20 protein-coding genes and 2 pseudogenes are annotated in these 17,313 nt (G+C 57.5%); 6 read left to right on the top strand and 16 right to left on the bottom strand.

The genetic code is table 11. The features are described 5' to 3' along the window. Positions 1–358: 358 nt before the first annotated feature. On the bottom strand, positions 359–1,678 hold the full coding sequence (locus N7E01_RS14005; protein ID WP_289173303.1) for an IS1380 family transposase: 1,320 nt from the start codon (positions 1,676–1,678) through the stop codon (positions 359–361). Positions 1,679–2,002: 324 nt separating this feature from the next. Here N7E01_RS14005 and N7E01_RS14000 point away from each other — a divergent pair, with 324 nt between their 5' ends. Both N7E01_RS14000 and N7E01_RS13995 read left to right on the top strand, forming a co-directional pair. Next, positions 2,003–2,269 (top strand): type II toxin-antitoxin system RelE/ParE family toxin, encoded by a 267-nt coding sequence (locus tag N7E01_RS14000; protein WP_289175822.1) that lies wholly within the window; start codon positions 2,003–2,005, stop codon positions 2,267–2,269. Continuing rightward, positions 2,266–2,559 carry an addiction module antidote protein gene (locus N7E01_RS13995; protein WP_289173302.1) on the top strand — a complete coding sequence of 98 codons (294 nt, stop codon included), beginning with the start codon at positions 2,266–2,268 and terminating at the stop codon, positions 2,557–2,559. The genes N7E01_RS14000 and N7E01_RS13995 overlap by 4 nt, the downstream gene beginning before the upstream one ends. Positions 2,560–2,576: 17 nt before the next feature. Here N7E01_RS13995 and N7E01_RS19005 read toward each other — a convergent pair whose 3' ends face one another. From N7E01_RS19005 to N7E01_RS13935, 15 genes and pseudogenes are all read right to left on the bottom strand, one after another. Further along, positions 2,577–2,741, bottom strand: a complete 165-nt coding sequence (locus tag N7E01_RS19005; RefSeq protein WP_350494862.1) for an EAL domain-containing protein — start codon at positions 2,739–2,741, stop codon at positions 2,577–2,579. Continuing rightward, on the bottom strand, positions 2,698–3,807 hold the full coding sequence (locus N7E01_RS13990; RefSeq protein ID WP_289173301.1) for an EAL domain-containing response regulator: 1,110 nt from the start codon (positions 3,805–3,807) through the stop codon (positions 2,698–2,700). The genes N7E01_RS19005 and N7E01_RS13990 overlap by 44 nt, the downstream gene beginning before the upstream one ends. Positions 3,808–3,824: 17 nt before the next feature. Continuing rightward, the gene (locus N7E01_RS13985) at positions 3,825–5,339 is read right to left on the bottom strand and encodes a hybrid sensor histidine kinase/response regulator (RefSeq protein WP_289175821.1); all 1,515 of its coding nucleotides are present in this window, start codon (positions 5,337–5,339) and stop codon (positions 3,825–3,827) included. A 5-nt stretch (positions 5,340–5,344) separates the two neighbouring features. Then, entirely contained in the window at positions 5,345–5,545 is a 201-nt protein-coding gene (locus N7E01_RS19000; RefSeq protein ID WP_350494861.1) for a PAS domain-containing protein, read from the bottom strand. Next, positions 5,491–6,363: a PAS domain-containing protein gene (locus N7E01_RS13980; protein ID WP_289173300.1), complete on the bottom strand. Its 873-nt coding sequence runs from the start codon at positions 6,361–6,363 to the stop codon at positions 5,491–5,493. Before N7E01_RS13980 ends, N7E01_RS19000 begins: the two co-directional genes overlap by 55 nt. A gap of 425 nt (positions 6,364–6,788) precedes the next feature. Next, complete coding sequence (locus N7E01_RS13975; RefSeq protein WP_350494860.1) at positions 6,789–7,781, bottom strand: acetate/propionate family kinase; 993 nt, start codon at positions 7,779–7,781, stop codon at positions 6,789–6,791. Beyond that, positions 7,745–7,975: a hypothetical protein gene (locus N7E01_RS18995; protein ID WP_350494859.1), complete on the bottom strand. Its 231-nt coding sequence runs from the start codon at positions 7,973–7,975 to the stop codon at positions 7,745–7,747. The genes N7E01_RS13975 and N7E01_RS18995 overlap by 37 nt, the downstream gene beginning before the upstream one ends. After that, a pseudogene (locus N7E01_RS13970) lies at positions 7,972–8,908 on the bottom strand (phosphate acetyltransferase). The gene N7E01_RS18995 and the pseudogene N7E01_RS13970 overlap by 4 nt, the downstream one beginning before the upstream one ends. Before the next feature lie 11 nt (positions 8,909–8,919). Further along, positions 8,920–9,666 (bottom strand): acetoacetyl-CoA reductase, encoded by a 747-nt coding sequence (phbB, locus tag N7E01_RS13965; RefSeq protein WP_289173299.1) that lies wholly within the window; start codon positions 9,664–9,666, stop codon positions 8,920–8,922. A 10-nt stretch (positions 9,667–9,676) separates the two neighbouring features. Then, on the bottom strand, positions 9,677–9,826 hold the full coding sequence (locus tag N7E01_RS13960; protein WP_289173298.1) for a hypothetical protein: 150 nt from the start codon (positions 9,824–9,826) through the stop codon (positions 9,677–9,679). Between the two features lie 156 nt (positions 9,827–9,982). After that, positions 9,983–10,882 carry a DUF945 family protein gene (locus N7E01_RS13955; protein WP_289173297.1) on the bottom strand — a complete coding sequence of 300 codons (900 nt, stop codon included), beginning with the start codon at positions 10,880–10,882 and terminating at the stop codon, positions 9,983–9,985. Continuing rightward, on the bottom strand, positions 10,839–11,135 hold the full coding sequence (locus N7E01_RS18990) for a DUF945 family protein (protein WP_350495040.1): 297 nt from the start codon (positions 11,133–11,135) through the stop codon (positions 10,839–10,841). The genes N7E01_RS13955 and N7E01_RS18990 overlap by 44 nt, the downstream gene beginning before the upstream one ends. Continuing rightward, complete coding sequence (locus N7E01_RS13945; RefSeq protein ID WP_289173295.1) at positions 11,087–11,404, bottom strand: DUF945 family protein; 318 nt, start codon at positions 11,402–11,404, stop codon at positions 11,087–11,089. The genes N7E01_RS18990 and N7E01_RS13945 overlap by 49 nt, the downstream gene beginning before the upstream one ends. A 7-nt stretch (positions 11,405–11,411) precedes the next feature. Beyond that, entirely contained in the window at positions 11,412–12,386 is a 975-nt protein-coding gene (gene ispH / locus N7E01_RS13940) for a 4-hydroxy-3-methylbut-2-enyl diphosphate reductase (protein WP_289173294.1), read from the bottom strand. Then, positions 12,386–12,841 (bottom strand): FKBP-type peptidyl-prolyl cis-trans isomerase, encoded by a 456-nt coding sequence (locus tag N7E01_RS13935; RefSeq protein ID WP_289173293.1) that lies wholly within the window; start codon positions 12,839–12,841, stop codon positions 12,386–12,388. Before N7E01_RS13935 ends, ispH begins: the two co-directional genes overlap by 1 nt. Positions 12,842–12,910: 69 nt before the next feature. Here N7E01_RS13935 and radC point away from each other — a divergent pair, with 69 nt between their 5' ends. From radC to N7E01_RS13915, 4 genes and pseudogenes are all read left to right on the top strand, one after another. After that, positions 12,911–13,588, top strand: a complete 678-nt coding sequence (gene radC, locus N7E01_RS13930) for a RadC family protein (RefSeq protein ID WP_289175820.1) — start codon at positions 12,911–12,913, stop codon at positions 13,586–13,588. Between the two features lie 131 nt (positions 13,589–13,719). Continuing rightward, entirely contained in the window at positions 13,720–13,983 is a 264-nt protein-coding gene (locus N7E01_RS13925) for a type B 50S ribosomal protein L31 (protein WP_289173290.1), read from the top strand. A 79-nt stretch (positions 13,984–14,062) separates the two neighbouring features. Further along, positions 14,063–15,870: pseudogene (locus tag N7E01_RS13920) on the top strand (ArnT family glycosyltransferase). Beyond that, positions 15,867–17,270 carry an MATE family efflux transporter gene (locus N7E01_RS13915; protein WP_289173289.1) on the top strand — a complete coding sequence of 468 codons (1,404 nt, stop codon included), beginning with the start codon at positions 15,867–15,869 and terminating at the stop codon, positions 17,268–17,270. The pseudogene N7E01_RS13920 and the gene N7E01_RS13915 overlap by 4 nt, the downstream one beginning before the upstream one ends. Positions 17,271–17,313 lie beyond the last annotated feature (43 nt).

The raw sequence follows: 17,313 nt of genomic DNA, 5'->3' as shown, positions 1-17,313 counted from the left end.
GTTCAACCTTGCACAACATTCCGCTACTTGTTTTAGGGGTAGGCTTGGGGGTATGCTCATTGCCATGGGGGTGGACTATACCTGCACCTCCTGCCCATCGGGGCCAAGAAATGGCGGCTGAAATTTCGGGGTTCAAGAGCTTCGATATCGGTAAATTGAACGCACTCCCCGGTAGAAAAGCCATCACTAGCCCGGACTTTTCATCAGCCAAGTGATCCGAGCGTTTTTTGGCCGCTCTGGCTGGAGTCGTTCGCAGCGAAGACAAGATGATGGCGCGGATGGTGTTTTTGATGCCACAGGCGCAATTGCCCCAACCCCCATGGCTTTATAGCGTGCCGGGGACAGCACTTTTTCAGAACTACGGGGCCATGGCGTGTGCCGCGTGGGCGAACACGTGGCGCAAGGGATGGTGTGAGGCCAACAGGATTCGAACGCGCCGGGTATTGCGCACGATGGCCGCCCCGATCTTGAACAGTCGCACGCGGATGGTGGCGGCGCTGGCCCGTTCCAGTTCTGTGCCGCGCAAGGCCAATTCGCGCAGGCGCTGCATCAGGGTGTAGGCCAGCGCAGCCAGCAGCAGCCGGAATTGGTTAGCCGCAAATCGGTGGCAACTGGCGCGGGTGCCGAACAGGTCGAGCTGAGCTTCCTTGATGCGGTTCTCGGCCTCACCCCGGGCACAATACAGCTGGTCATACAGCTGTACCGCATCGGCCTCAGAACCCGCAATGTTGGTGACGACGAAGCGCGGGTTCACGCCCTGGGCGCCGTATTCCAAGCGGGTGAGTACGCGTCGCGGTCGGTTCCAGGAGGCGGCCGCATAGATGAATTCGCTGACCAGGCGCTGTTTGGACCCGGTGCGTCGGTAGTCACGCTCGAGTACCTGTTCGGCCAGTTTTACACGCGCCTGAAGGCGGGTGTTGCGAGCCAGGCCGATGATGTACTGCACATTGGCCCGTTCGCACCAGCGCAGCAGCCGCTGACGACAGAACCCGGAGTCGCCCCGGATGATGATCTTCACCTGCGGCCAGACTTGACGCAGCCGCGTCACCAGCAGCCGCAGCACGGCCGACGCATGCCGGGCACCATCAATGCGGCTGGGTCGCAGCAGGCAGGCCAGCATCGACTGGCCGCAGAACACGTACAGCGGCAGGTAGCAGTGGTGGTCGTAATAGGCATGGAACTGTTTGAGTTCCTGTTCACCATGTAACGGGATATCCGAGGCGTCGACATCCAGAATCAACTCTTGGGGTGGGCTGGCAAAGCTGGCAATGAAGTGCTCGACCAGAACCTGATGCAGCGCCCAGGCATCGGCGCGGCTGGCACCGGTCTCGAGCCGACTGAGTGTGGGCGAGCTGGCCAGTGTCTGATCGCGCCCGACGGCCGTTTGCATCAACAGGTCCGAGCGCAGCGTGTCGTGATCGTTCAGGTCTTCGTAGCCGCAGCACAGGCCATACAGGCGCTGGGCGATGAGATCGCGCAGGCGGTGGCGAATCCGACCCCCGGCACGCCGATCGGTCAGGGCCTTGGCGGCCAGACGCGACAAACCGGTGCGTGCATCAATCTGTCGCAACAGCATCAGCCCGCCATCGGAACTGAGGTCTCCACCCTGGAAATTGGCCTGCAAATGACGGCGTCCAAGGCGCCCAAAGTTCAGCTCTTCAGTGGTACGATTTGGCATCGGCGCTACCTTCCCAAAATCTTGTTTCGCACCTCGATTTTATGCGGGCTTAAAGGTATGCGCCGATTCCTTTTGGTGAAATTTCCGGGCTAGGCTTCCACGGGAAAACAATGGCAGAAAAGTGCGATGACGCTTTCCCTGCAGGACAATCACCAGCATGAATTTTTATCGTTCCCATGCTTGCTACTGTATCAATTAGATACAGGTGACTATACCAACAAAGACAGCCACCTCATAGGGTTGCAATTCTTGACCCCCACGTATCCATTCGGATACTATCCCTGAATGTACACAATCAACCGCACTTAAGCGTTTTCCAGTTGGCTGGCAGGCCTAAAGGATCTGCGAGCCAGAGCAAAGATCATCATCCGTTCCCAACAAGCCAGTCAGGGGAACTTCGGTGATGTAAAACCCATCAGTGATGGGGTCTGGGAAATGCGCATTCACTTCGGGCCAGGCTATCGGGTCTACTACGCCCGAGAGGGCCGCACGGTTTACTTGCTACTCACGGGGGGCAATAAGTCCTCACAAAAGCGTGACATCGAAACAGCAGTTGCCATGTGGAAGCAAATTCAAGAGGAACAGCCATGAGCACCATCAAAATCGCCCCCTTCGACGCCGCCGAATATCTCGACAGCGAAGAAGCTATTGCCGAATACCTCTCAGCCGCCCTGGAAGAGGATGATCCATCGCTATTTTTGGCAGCACTTGCTGACGTTGCCAAGGCTCGTGGCATGACCAAAATGGCAAAGGATGCCGGCGTAGGGCGGGAAAGTCTCTACAAAGCCCTGGCCCCTGGCGCCAAACCACGTTACGACACTGTATTGAAGCTGGCGCGTGCTGCTGGCGTAAAGCTCACCGTCGAGCCAATTCACGCCTGAAGCAAAAGGGCGTGCAATCAATACACGCCCTTACTGGACCACTGTGCTGCGTCTTCAGCACTGAGCGGCCGGGCAATATGAAAGCCTTGTGCAAAATTGCAGCCGATATCCCGCAAAAATCGCAAGGTATCTTCGTCTTCAACACCCTCGGCGGTCGACTGGATACCCAGTGCTGCGCCCAAGCCCAACAATAGCTTGCACCACCTGTCGCGACTCTGACGAATTGGCGGCCGTCATGACAAACGATTTGTCGACCTTTAATTCAGAAAATGGCAACCGTACCAATTGCAATAGCGAAGAAAACCCGGTTCCCAGATCATCAATCGACAAATGCATGCCTTTCATGCGCATGCGTGTGAGCAGGTCGAGCGACGCGACCGGGTCTTCCATGGCACTGGTTTCCGTCAGTTCAAAGATCAGTTGCCCTGGCGTCAGGCCACAACGCTTGCAGCGCTGGCTGATATTGTCAATAAACCCGTCATCAAGACGTGAGCGTGCCGAGATGTTGATCGACAAGCGGATGGGGGACTGGCCAAAATGCTGTCCAAACCAGTCAAACGACAAATCAAACATTTTTTGAGTCAAATCGTCGATGAGGCCTGAGTTTTCGGCACAACCAATAAACGAATCGGGAGGAACCAGACCATGGTCGGGATGATTCCAGCGCATCAGCGCCTCGAAACCAACCAAAGCGCCATTCACACAGGAAATTTTGGGCTGATACTGGGCGTAAAACTGGTCATCTTCAAGCCCTTTGCAAATATCGGCTGGTGTGACCAAAAACCGTTTTGCAACGCCGGGCGAAGCAAACGACGACGGGGCAACCGCTTCTGTGGCCGATACGCCCCCTGCACCAACGCCGGAAGCCCCGCCGGGTACCTCGGGGGCAAACATGCGCCGCAAGGTTGACGGCATAAAGGGCTTGGGCAAGACACCCACGATGTCAAGACCGCGTTCGGACGCTGATCGGCCAGCGGCATCGAGTACGCGCCCGTCAACACCGCTGGTTACGATAATGCGAGCCCGACAGCTGCGCCGTGCCAGTTGAGCCAGGACCTTGACACCATCCATTTCCGGCATGACCAGGTCAATGGCAATATGGTCGGGCAACCACTGATCGAGCCATTCGAAAAACTGCACGGGGGATGATGTGAAACGCGTCTCAAGGCCCGCCGTACGCGCGATAAGCTCTATCGTCTGGCCTACGCCCGGGTCGTCATCAAGAATCAGCAAACGCCGCTGTGCCACAGAAATTACCCCTTGTTCTATTTATTTGGCAATGATGTGTCTGCCGGAGAAACAACCCGGGGCAAAAACAATTTTATGGTTGTCCCTTTGCCCGGTGTCGAGTCGATGTCAATATGCCCACCCGACTGCTTTGTAAAGCCGTAAACCATCGGCAAGCCCAGACCCGTACCCTGACCACCCGTTTTGGTGGTGAAGAACGGTTCAAAAATGCGATCGCGAATATGACCGGGAATACCTAACCCCTCGTCAGAAACCGCGATCATGACGTAATCGCCGGGCGACAAATCTGGCTGACCCCGCACAAATTCGTCGCTGAACCAGATGTTTCCTGTTTCAAGGGTAAGTGCCCCGCCATCGGGCATGGCATCGCGTGCATTGAGCGCAAGATTCAAAATAGCATCTTCAAGCTGGAAAACATCGGCCATCGCGTGCCACAACCCATCGGCAGCCTTGATGCGCAAGGTAACGTGCTCACCCAAGGCACGGCCCAGCAATGGCCGCATGCCGTCAATCACCTGATTGGCATTGACCGGCTGCGGGTCCAGCGGCTGCTGACGTGCAAAGGCCAGCAGCCGCCGCGTTAACTCGGCCCCTTGCTGCCCGGCATTGGCAATGCTGCGGGCAGGTGCCAGCAGCGCCGGCTGAGACTGCAGTGACTCGGCGAGAACCTCGGCATTGCCAAGGATCACCGTAAGCAGGTTATTGAAATCATGCGCCACGCCACTGGTCAACTGACCAATGGCGTCCATGCGCTGAATCTGGCGCAAACGCGCTTCCAGCAACTTGCGCGCATTGATGTCACGCTCTACCGCTACAAAATGCGTACAGCAACCGGTATCGTCGACCACCGGAACAATATCAACTTCAAACCAGATTTCATCGCCCGCCTTGGTGTAATTGAGCAGCTCGACACGCACGGGTTCGCGCTTTACCAAAGCGGCACGAACCCGGTCAAGCTCACGCCGCTGGGTACCCGGGCCCTGCAGGAATCGGGGACTGCGACCGATCACTTCGTCACGCGCATACCCCAGCCGGGTCACGAACGCATCATTGACAAAAACAATGCGCGGTCCAGGTTCGGACAAGGGCTCGGCTTCCGTAATGATGACGATATCGGTCAGGCGTGAAATGGCCAGCTGCAACAGCCGAACCTGCGCTTGTGCGGCCCGACGGGCTGAAATGTCCTGAAAAAAGACCGTGAGCCCTTCGGGAGATGGGTAGGCGTGAACCTCGAACCAGACCTCAAGCGGCGCATAGAACTGCTCGAACACCACCGACTGCTGTTCGGCCATGGCCCGACGGTATTCGGTTTCAATCAAGGTGCCCAATGTCGGGGCAAATTCGACCCAGACGCATTTGCCCAACAGATCGTCGCGCTGGCGTCGCAGCAGGCGTTCAGCCTGGCGATTGAGGTAAGTGAAGTTCCAGTTGGCATCAAGGGTGTAAAACGCATCAGTGATACGCTCGAGTGTGGCGGTAAGGCGTTCGGCCAAACGCGAAATGTTTTGCAATGATTCTTTCTGGTCGTGCACATCGGTCAATGAACCAAACCATTTGGTTCCAGAGGCCTCATTGACCTGCTGCGCACGGGCCAGATGCCAGCGATAAATGCCATCCCCCGACGCAGGCGCAACTCAACCTCATACCGCTCGCCCGACGCCAGGCAGCGGGACCAAACTGCCATCACCCTTTCTTTATCGTCGGTATGGACAAAATTGATCCATTGATCAACACCCATTGAGCGCCCGGGTATGCCCGCATAATCGAAGAACAGGGGGTCACATAATCGACGCGCCCATCAGGGGTTGCCGTCCAGACAATAATGGGCATGGATTCTGCCAGCTGCTGGAAACGTTGCAAACTAACCCGCACCACCTGATCTGCCATTTTTCGGGCTGTAATATCTTGCAAGGCCCCCTCAATGCGAATGACGCGCCCGTCAGCATTAAGCACCGGCTTGCCCACGGCCCTGACCCACACACGACGCCCGTCCAGGGTATTGATCTGGGCATCAACCTCGACGGGTCGGCCCTCGACACGCGCCGTATGAAATGCTGTTTTGACGTAAGTGCGGTCACCTTCAACAAAGAAATCCAAGGCGTCATCAATGCTTTCGGGGGAATATCCAAGGGGTGCGCCATGCATTTCAGCAACGTCATCAGACCAGGCTACCTGCCCTGATACCAGGTCAAACGACCAACCACCCAGGCCACCCACCGCACTGGCCGCTTCGAGCAACTGTTGCTGCTCGGTCAGCTCACGACTGATCAGCCGCAAACGCTGGTTGCCGGCCTGCAACTGCAATGCAGCCTGAGTCCGGTCAATGACCAGCCAGGTGGTAATGCCAACCACCGCCGCAGAAACCAGCCGGTTGATCCAGACATACAGGATGGGGAAGCCGCCCGGTGCCGGATCAGAGAGGATAAACCCGATACCAATGGCCAGCAGTGCCAGTGCCCCGAGCCATGTCGTGAACTGGGGACGTTGAAGCAACGACGAATACAGCACGACCGGCGCGTACAAGGCGCCGGCCGCCAAACCCAGGCTGGTGGACACATCGACAAAAAAATGGCCAGAAATGCCGCAATGACTACGGCGACGTGCCCCTTTTCCAGGGTAGAAAATGCAGCAGGATCGGTTGAATTACTTTGAGACATAAACATTCATGGTCATGGAGCGTCGTTAATTCAATACGGCAGAACCCGGAAAGGATCCGTGCGGATCCTTTCGGAACGATTGACGCCCGCCCAAAGAGTGCCCCAACCTTTTCTCCAACCCGCACCCATGACCACAACGCCCCGCGACAGTAAGCCACACCCCTGGTTGGCCAGAACCCGTGGTGTGACGGCAACAGTCGCCGGCATGCGCGGAACAGAGATGCAAGCCATCTACAGCAAGATACAGAAGAAAATCGCAACAAGGCAATGAGGGCTTCCGAGAATACCCGTGCAATCAAAAACCATGTCACGAATTTGACAGCATCAGGACCCGGTATGGATTTTCTTGATAGTTTCAACGGCAATCACAAGCTCTTCATTGGTGGGTATCACCAGTACCGTAGCAGCACTTTCCGGGGCAGACACTACCGAGGCATTGCGCGCATTTTGCCCGGAGTCAAGCTGAATACCCATCCAGGCCAGATGCTCGCAGACGGCGGCGCGAACTTCGGGGCAGTTTTCACCAATGCCTGCGGTAAACACCAGGGTGTCGATCCCTTTCAGGGCCACACACAACCCCGCAATGCTTTCAGCCGTGCGATAAGCGAAATAATCAAGCGCAAGACGGGCCTGCGGCAAATCACTTTGCAACAGGTCTCGCACATCACCACTAAGCCCTGAAATACCTTTAAGACCCGACTCTTTGTAGAGAATGCGCTGGATCTCATCGTGCGACAGCCCCTGCTCGAGAAACCAGAGCACCACGCCGGCATCCAGACGGCCCGGCCGGGTTCCCATGGGCAAACCGTCAAGGGCAGTGAACCCCATGGTGGACTCGATACTGACCCCGTTCAGCAGACCGCACGCCGACGCACCCGACCCCAGGTGCGCAACCACCACCCGGCCCAGGGCGTGATCGGGGTAATAGCGTTTCAGCGTATCGGCGATGTAGTGATAGGACAACCCGTGAAAGCCGTAACGGCGCACGCCCTGATCGTAAAAGCGTTCTGGCAGCGCAAAACGTTCAAAGACAGGTGAGTGGTGCCGATGAAACGCCGTATCAAAGCACGCCACCTGCGGGACGCCCGGCCATTGGCGGGCAATGCCGCGCACTGGCGACAAATTATGGGGCTGGTGCAGAGGTGCCAGCGGCACCAGGGCCTCGAGTTGCGCAATGATTTCGTCCGTCAGTACTACACTGCCCGAGAAATTCGGCCCGCCATGCACAATGCGATGCCCCACGGCAACCGGCTTTGCCGGCAGTTGCTCGTCAAGCCAATTCAGCAAAATGGCCTGAGCCGATGGAGGATCAGGCACCTGATCGGGATCCAGCGCTCGATTGACGCGCTGGATCTGCTGATCGTCAGTAACTTTGAAATGGGGACGTTCGGTGCCAATGCCCGAAATCTGCCCCCCATGACTTTGGCAATCGTGCGAGGGCTGTCTTGCTCGAACACCTGGAACTTCAAGCTTGAGCTACCCGCATTGATAACCAGCAACAACGGGGTCATGCCGCCCCCTTCACCAAAAGCTCTTCCCGCCAGCGAGCCACCAGAACACCCACCGCGCAAGACGCCAATCGGGTTTCGGCTGAATCGGCGCGACTGGTAAGGATGATGGGTACTTTAGCCCCCATGACCACGCCTGCAGCACTGGCTCCCGCCAGAAATGACAGGTTTTTGGCCAGCATATTGCCGGCTTCCAGATCGGGAACAACAAGAATCTGCGCATGACCGGCAACGGGTGAAACAATGCCTTTCATGGCCGCAGCTTCCGGGCTGATGGCATTATCAAGCGCCAGAGGACCGTCGAGCACCCCCTTGTATCTGGCCACGATCAGCCATCTTGCACAGTGCCGCGGCATCCAGCGTACTGGGTATCTTGGCCGTAATTTGCTCAACTGCCGACAATATCGCCACGCGCGGCGTACCCAGACCCAGGGCGTGGTGGATGTCGATGGCGTTGCGCACGATATCGGCCTTGGTTTCAAGGTCGGGCAAAATATTGATGGCGGCGTCGGTAATAAACAGCAGGTCATCATGGTTCGGCACGTCCATGATGAACACATGACTCAAACGACGCCCGGTGCGTAGCCCACCCTTGTGCGCCAGAACCGCGTGCAGCAACTCATCGGTATGCAAGCTGCCCTTCATGAGCAACGTGGCCCGCCCTGACTGGACCGCCTCGACAGCCAGCTCGGCCGACGCATGGCTGTGCGGGGTATCAATAATTTCAAGGCCATCAAGCTTGAAGCCATGCTGGCGGGCCAGATCATGAATACGCTGGGCAGGACCAACCAGCAATGGCACGAACAACCCCAGCTCGCCGGCCTCGATGGCTGCCCCAAGCGATGTTTCATCACACGGATGCGCAACCGCACAAATACGCCGCCCGCTTTCCTGGGCCTGCTGAATGAAGGTATCGTATCGAACAGATTTAGACATGTTTTCCCCGATCAATACATGTGCTGGCCGCCGTTCATGGCGACGTTTTCACCGGTCATGAAGCCGGCAGCCTCACTGGCGATAAAGGTGACCAAGGCGGCGATTTCGGACGGCTGCCCCAGACGCCCCATGGGAATTTGAGGAATTACCTGGTTCTTGAGCACATCTTCGGGAACAAGCCGAACCATCGGAGTATCCAGGTAGCCCGGTGACACCGAGTTGACGGTCACGCCTTTACGAGCCGTTTCCAGGGCCAGTGCCTTGGTAAAGCCGTAGATACCGGCTTTGGCCGCCGAATAGTTGGTTTGACCAAACGCACCCTTGCTGCCATTGACTGACGAGATGCTGATGATGCGCCCCCATCCACGTTGCACCATCGGGCCATAGAACGATTTGGTCATGTTGAAGACGGAATCAAGATTGGTGCGCAAGACGGCATCCCAATTGTCTTTATCCAGTTTGGCCAATGACGCATCACGCGTAATACCGGCGTTGTTCACCAGAATATCCACCTGGTGACCATCGGCAAACACCTGTTCAGCACACTGCTGACATGAATCAAAATCGGCAACGTCAACCGGATACGCCTTGAAGGCATACCCCTCGGACGCCGTACGCGACAACCAGGATTGCGGGTCTTCGTGACCGGGAAAATAGGTAACCAGCACGTTATGGCCGGCATCGTGCAACGCTTTCGCGGTTGCCTCTCCCAAACTTCCCAAACCACCCGTTACCAATGCTGTGCGACGTTGTGTCATAACTACCTCATCAAGAAGAAAATAATTCGATGGCTTTTTTCACCACCGCATACAGGGTGGCCAGCAGGCCGATACCCAGTAAAACCATACCCGGGTTGCGATCCCGGAAACCCACGCCAATGATCAACAGCAAAACGCCGATGATAAAAATTACCAGCACAGTGTTATTACCAAAAAACATGGCAAAGCTCCGCACGACAGCCAGAACGGATCGTACCGGGGAAATATGACAAATTCCCCGGCTGAACCCTTCCAGGATTACGAAAAACCAAGGGGCGCTGAATCAGACGCCCCCTTGGTGACAGGGTTGTTTATATCAGAGGTCCGGCAGTGAAAGCCGCTCGAGGAACTCAGGAATGGTATAGGTTGTACCATTAACCACGGCCTGCTGGTCTTTATAACGAATCGCGCTGGTCAAGACACCGTCGGCATACTTGGCCAAACCCGTCCGTGTCAGTACACCGGCATACATATCGAACAACATGCGTGCCGTCGCATTGGCGCGCTCTGCGTCTTCCGTACTCGACATCATTTGGGCATACAGTTTGGCAACCATTGATTTGCTGACCGAAGCCGACACATCAACCTGCCCCACGGCCTGCATCAGCAACTCGTCTGAGGGCGCATCAATGAGCGCAAAGTCGGGCCGGACAAAATCAAATGTTGCCGACAAACTGCTTTGCCCCTCGCCGTTATCCCAGACGAAGGGATCAAGGGCCAAGGACGGTTTCGACTTGAGCAGTTCGAACAAATGCTCGCGCAATCGCAACACATCGCGATCATCAAGATCGGCCAGATCGTCGTCAGACAGGCCCTGCTCGGCCAGGATGGCATCGTATTGACCGGTCAGGGCCTGGAAGGCCTTCAGATCAAGACGACTGACCTGAAACGCCGCACTGAGCTTGCCCAGGTTGACGTCAGACGAATGCACCGCCTGAACCTCGTAGCGGGCCTTCCCGTCAAACAAGCCGTTCTGTTCAGAACTTTCGCCGGTCAGGGTAAAGGCATCCAGACGAACTTTGGCATTGTCGGAGCCCGTATAAAGGGTCTGGGCAATATCAAAGCGGATTTTCGCCGGCTGGTCGCCTTCGAATGAATACGATTTATCGAACGTCAGGGCCTGCAGCGAGAAAGACTCATCATCGGGCAACCGGGCCGAAAACGAAGGAAAATCACCCTGGGTAGCGATAGCGGCCAGATCCGGGGCATAAGTCAACTTGAGATGCCCCCGCCAAACGATACTTTGGCCTCGGCGTCGGTGGTGAAATCAACCGCCTCGAAGTGCCAGTCGGACTCTCCGGCCCCATTAAAGCCAATGCGGGACGCAATCGACAAAGGCGAACGCCCCCAAGGGCGTCGAACCAGCGCTGGCTGCCGGCGCTGGGCATCAGTGTGGCCTGGCTGGTGGCCAACACCGGCGTCAGGTCACCCTGGCGAACCGCCGACCACGGAAACGGCCCATGATGCAGCGTATCAGCCAGCAGGAATTCGGTGACTTCCCGCCGGACCCCGAGAACTTCAGCGAATAAATGATGTTTGAGGAAAGCCAGCCCCGATCGTAACGACTGATCGACAACTTCACCGGCTGGGTACTGAGTTCTTCACCCAATACCTTGCCCAACCGGGCATTTCCTTCAACGACCGCCGTCTCGATATAGTCTTGCGCACGCTGACCGACATACCAGCTGGAAATGCCATATGCCACGGCACCCGCCAACACCACCCCGACAACCCCCACACTTTTTTCATGCCTCGTCCTGATCTGCTTGTTTTGAAAGCCCCTTGGGCAGGGGAAATGCGATATTTTCTTCAGTGCCGGGCAAGGTCTTGACCGAAACCACACCCAGCGATTTCAAACGATTTACCACGCTTTGCACCAGAACCTCGGGGGCCGACGCTCCGGCGGTCAGCCCCACACGCCGGGCCCCGTGAAGCCATTCGGGCTGAATCATGTCGGGGTCGTCAATGAGCCAGGCCTTCGCCCCCTTGCGTTCGGCAACTTCACGCAACCGGTTCGAGTTGGAACTGTTGACACTACCCACAACAAACACTACATCACACTGCGGGGCCATGAACTTGACGGCATCCTGGCGGTTCTGGGTGGCATAGCAAATATCGCTTTTCTTGGGCTCGACAATGGACGGAAAGCGTTGACGCAACGCATCGGCAACCTTGGCGGCATCATCAACAGACAACGTCGTTTGGGTGACAAACGCCAGATTATCGGGATTGGCCACTTCAAGAGCCCGAACGTCATCAGAGGTCTCGACCAGATACATGCCATCAGGCACCTGCCCCAGCGTGCCTTCAACCTCGGGGTGACCCTTGTGACCGATCATGATGATTTCACGCCCGGCCTGACGCATTTTTGCAACCTCGACGTGAACCTTGGTGACCAGCGGACAGGTTGCATCAAACACCTTGAGCCCCAGCCGGTCGGCCTGCTCGCGTACGGCCTTTGAAACACCATGTGCCGAGAACACGACAATGGCACCCGCAGGAGCCTGCTCAAGCTCGTCGATGAAAATGGCCCCTTTTTCACGCAGGTCATTTACGACATAGCGGTTGTGAACAATTTCGTGACGCACATAAATGGGCGCACCATGCAAACGCAATGCCCGCTCGACGATTTCGATCGCGCGGTCAACACCGGCACAAAAACCGCGCGGTTGCGCCAATACAACTTCGGTGGCCGACAAGTCGGGATAATCAAGCGCCATCAGAGCACCCCCAACAATTTCACATCAATGCGCAAATCGGCCCCGGCCAGCGGATGATTGAAATCAAACAGCGCCGAATCGCCATCCCACTGCTTGCAGATCCCTGAATAACGCGCACCATTCGGCGCAGCAAACGTGACAATATCGCCCGGATCATACTGAACGCCGGGCTCGGAGTTGGCCTCGAGCATGCCGCGACTGACCCGCTGGATCAGATCGGGGTTACGTTCGCCATACGCTTGCGCGGCCGGCAGTTCGAGCACAAACGAGGAACCTTCCTCGCGGCCGATCAACGCCTCTTCCATGGTGGGCGCCCACTGCCCGACGCCCAGCTGCAAGGTAGCGGGTTTTTCAGAAAACGTATCGACGAACACCGAACCTGCCGCAGGGCCACTGGCAAACGTGATGCGGTAATGCAAGGTCAGGTAGGAATCCGGACGGACAAAAGCATTCATGGAGTCTGTAGAAGAAGTCAAAATCTGTCACCGTAGAGGTCATTACTGGCCCCTATTTTAGAGCTTATGATGCACATTCACAGAACACCCGAAAATAACGAGCGGCCACGCGAACGCCTGCTGGCCTACGGTGCGCAAACCCTGACCAGCGCTGAACTGCTGGCCATCATTTTACGAACCGGCATCAAAGGGTGCGATGCGGTCAGTCTGGGCAACCGGCTGATCAACCAGTTCAATGGGCTACGGGGGTTGTTGTCAGCCCATGCCGCAGCCCTGATGGCGACAACCGGGCTGGGCAAGGCCAAAACATGTGAACTGCTCGCCATTAACGAACTGGCCCGGCGGGCCATGGCCGAAGAACTCGAACAAGGCATCACATTAAATCAGCCACAGCAGGTCAAGACCTACTGCGCCGCCCTGCTGGGCCACCTGAAAATCGAGCACTGTGTCGCGTTGTATCTCGACAGCCAGCTGCGCCTGATCGCCACCGACGAAATCGCCAAGGGCACGCTCAGCCAGGCGTCTGTCTACCCGCGAGAGGTTGTCAGATCGGCCCTTGGTCACCATGCTTCGGCGCTTATCCTGGCGCATAATCACCCATCGGGCGTAGCCGAACCCAGCCAGGCAGATCTGGTCCTGACCCGACACCTGAAACAAGCCCTGTCGATGGTCGATATCCGGCTGCTGGACCACCTTATCGTCACCGGCGGAACTGCCGTGTCACTGGCCGAACGGGGGCAGGTGTAGTGTCATGAACAAAACCATGACGCACAACTCTTTGTCATGCTAGAATTAGGGGTTACCCAGGATACGTAGCCGCGGCTAGCGTGCAGCACCGGCGGTCTGGCGACCCGAAATTTCATCTACAGGAACCCACCATGAAAGAAGGCATTCACCCCGAATACCGCGAAGTCGTGTTTCTCGACCAGCAAACCGGAAACAAGTTCGTTTCGCGCTCTACGTTGCAAACTCGCGAATCCATCGAACTCGACGGCAAGACCTACCCGCTGTTCAAGTGTGAAGTCACTTCCGAATCGCACCCGTTCTATACTGGCGCGCAAACCCGTATCGTCGAAACCGGCCGCGTCGAAAAATTCCGCGCCCGCTTTGCCCGTACAACCGGTACCGTCAAGAAAGGTTAATTACCGTTCTTGTCCGTGCTTCGGTATGGCAGCGTCATACGACGCTGTACCAAAAAGCAGCCAACCGGCTGCTTTTTTAATGCCGTTTTACACTAACATTGCATCTTTGCAACGCGTAGCCTTCAAAGCCGTGGCCGCCACCAACAACCGCTCTACACCCGCACGCCTGACCTCTTCGGCGACAGCAAAACTGCCTCGCGCCTTGTTGCTCGTTTTCGGCCTGGTGTACATTTTTGCGGGCCTTTACTTCCGCGACCCCTGGAAGACCGACGATATCGTCGGGCTGGCCACCATGATGTCGGCGTTGAATGAGCCTGGTCTGGCCGCCTGGCTGCCCCAGGTGGGCAACCAGGCGCATGCACAAGACGGCCCCTTGGTGATGTGGATGGGCGCGCTGTTCATTACGCTGTTCAGCCCGTTTTTCGCACTGTTCACCACACCACTGGATGCCATTATCATCAGCTCCCGCCTGCCCAACCTGGTGTGGTTTGGCTTGATGACCGGATCGGTATGGTATGCCACCTACCTGTTGGGCCGTCGCCCTGAGGCGCAACCACTGCCACTGCCCTTTGGCGGCGAACCACCCGTCAAAGATTACGGACGCATGATTGCCGACGCCGGCCTGCTGCTGATTCTGGCAACGGCCGGCATCATGTGGCGCATGCATGAAAGCTCGGAAGTTCCTGCCCTGATTGCATTTCAGGCACTGGCTTTCTACTCCATCGTTCGCATGCTTGACCGCCCGATGTCAGGGGCCATTTCCTGGGCATTGCACTGGCCGGCGCATTTCTCGCTCGCGGCATGATCGGCGCCTTGCCAGTCATGCTGGCTGTACTTTGTGCATTCATACCGCCCTTCGGCACCCTGCACCAACGGCGCTGGCTTGTCCTGGCCATGGCACTGGCGGCCGCGCTGTCTGCAATCTGGCTGCTGCCTGCCTTGCATTTTGGCCCGTACTGGATGCAGAACTGGTGGCTTTGGCACACCGATTCCCTGACCTGGCCGCAATACAAGGAACTGCTGACGCTGATGCGCGATCTGCCCTGGTTCCTTTGGCCCACCTGGCCATTCGCCATTCTGGCCGTCTGGCAATGGCGCAGCTGGATCAAGTCACCCCACATATGGCTGGCACTGATGTTCGCGCTGTGGCCGCTGGTCTTCATGATGTTTCTGGCCGATCCGTTCGAACCGGAATATGCCCTGCTGGCCGTCCCCTCGGCCGTGCTGGCCGCCTTTGCACTGCCAACACTGCGACGCGGCGCCGTCAATGCACTCGACTGGTTCGCCGTCATGTGTTTTTCACTGACCGCCGTTACCGTCTGGCTCGGCTGGATTGCACTGCAAGCGGGCTGGCCAGCCCAGATAGCCAACAACATCGCGCGACAAACGCACGGGTATGAAGCCGTCATCTCATGGCCAGCCCTGCTGGTTGCCATGTTGGGCACGGCAACCTGGATTGCACTGGTGCGCTGGCGTCTGCAACACCGGCCGGCTGCCCTGTGGCGAGGTACCGTACTGTCTGCGGGCGGCATCATCACGACCTGGCTGTTACTGGTCGCCCTCTGGATGCCCGCACTTGACTACGTGCGCAGCTACCGCAGTGTCTCTGCCGATCTGGCCAACGCCCTGCACAGTACCCGGCAACAAAACGAATGCGTCAGCACCATTGGGCTTGGCCTTGGTCAACGCGCCGCATTTTATATTTATGACAACCTGACATTCAGTCACGATTCCGGCTGCCCGCTGGTTCTGGTCCAAACCAGCCCGCAGGCACTGAACGAGGGCTATGTCGCCTTGCCGGGCCGTGCAACCCGTCAACTGTGGGCCGGAAACCGGCCTGCCGAGCGCAAAGAAAACTTTCTGCTGCTTCGTCGTTCCTCGCAATGAACGCCCCCACGGCATTACCCCCAACCCTGAAGCGCTACCTGAAAGAAACGGTACGCCAGGCCTGGCCTGTACTGATCAGCGCCTGGGCCAGCATGGCCTTCGCCGTGATTGATACCACCATGGCGGGCCATACCAGCGCTGCCGACCTGCAGGCCATGTCGCTTGCCGTGTCCATTTACCTGACGATTTTCATCGGTTTGATGGGCGTGATCCACGCCTTGATTCCGATCATCGGGCAGCACTTTGGCGCAGGTCGCCTGGAGGCCGTTGGCCAGGCCTGGGGCCAGGGCGTATGGCTGGCCCTGGGGTTGTCTGCCGCCGGTGCGATTACGCTCTTGTTCCCTGAGGCCTGGCTGGAGTTTTCGGGGAACATCAACCCTGAGGTCATGACGAAAATACGGTATTACCTGTATGCACTGATCCTGGCCATGCCGGCGGCCCTGATATTCCGCACCATTTACTGCCTGGGTACCGCCGTATCACGACCAAAAGTCGTCATGACCATCAATCTGGTCAGCATCCCCGTCAAGGCCTTGCTGAACTGGGCGTTCATGTTTGGCAAATTTGGCCTGCCTGCAATGGGTGCAGCGGGAGCCGGACTTTCCACCGCTGCCGTCAGCTGGCTGATGCTGGCAATGGGGCTCTGGGTCTTGCGCAATGATGGCTTTTTCAGACAATTCCGCTTGCGTCCCGGGCGCCCTCGCTGGTCGGCACAAAAGGAACTGTTGCGGCTGGGCTTGCCCATGGGCGGCTCTTACCTGGTTGAAGTCTGCGCCTTCACGTTCATGGCCTTGATGGTTGCGCGCGAAGGGATGTTTGTTTCGGGCAGCCACCAGATCATGGCCAACCTGGCCGCCCTGTGCTACATGATGCCCATGGCCATTGGCATTGCCTCGGCATCGCTGACCTCGCAAGCCATTGGCGCCCGGGATCCGGCACGCGCCATGCTGACCGGGCGTGCCGGGTTCGTCCTGGCGCTGTCTGGCGCCCTATTGACATCGGCACTCTTGGTGAGTTTCAAACCATTGATCCTGGCGTTGTACACCACCGACCCTGACGTCACCCGCCTGGCCACGCAACTGCTGTTTATATTGCCGATCTTCCATCTGTTTGATGCCATGCAATGCATCAACACCTACGTACTGCGCGCCTGGAAAGTCGCCGTCATGCCTTTGGTGATGCAGGTTGTTGCCCTGACCGGCATTGGCTTGATCGGCGGTTGGTATCTGGGGTTTGGGCCTGCCGCTGGTGCGTTACAGCCCATTATTAATGCCATTATGCCCAATGCCCCGACCGGCGCCGCGACACTGTGGCTGACGGCGGCACTGGGCCTGGGGCTTTCGGCGCTGTTGCTGCGTCTGTGGTACTGGCGCACACTAAAACGCTACGTGCAGCACTGACACACGCACCGCCAATTGGCCTGAACGGCACCGAAGCAGCGTG

The sequence above is a fragment of the Neopusillimonas aromaticivorans genome (assembly GCF_030344915.1).
Classification (GTDB): domain Bacteria; phylum Pseudomonadota; class Gammaproteobacteria; order Burkholderiales; family Burkholderiaceae_B; genus Neopusillimonas; species Neopusillimonas aromaticivorans.
The sequence above is the reverse complement of the archived record's forward strand: the minus strand, read 5'-3'. Positions and strand labels throughout refer to the sequence as shown.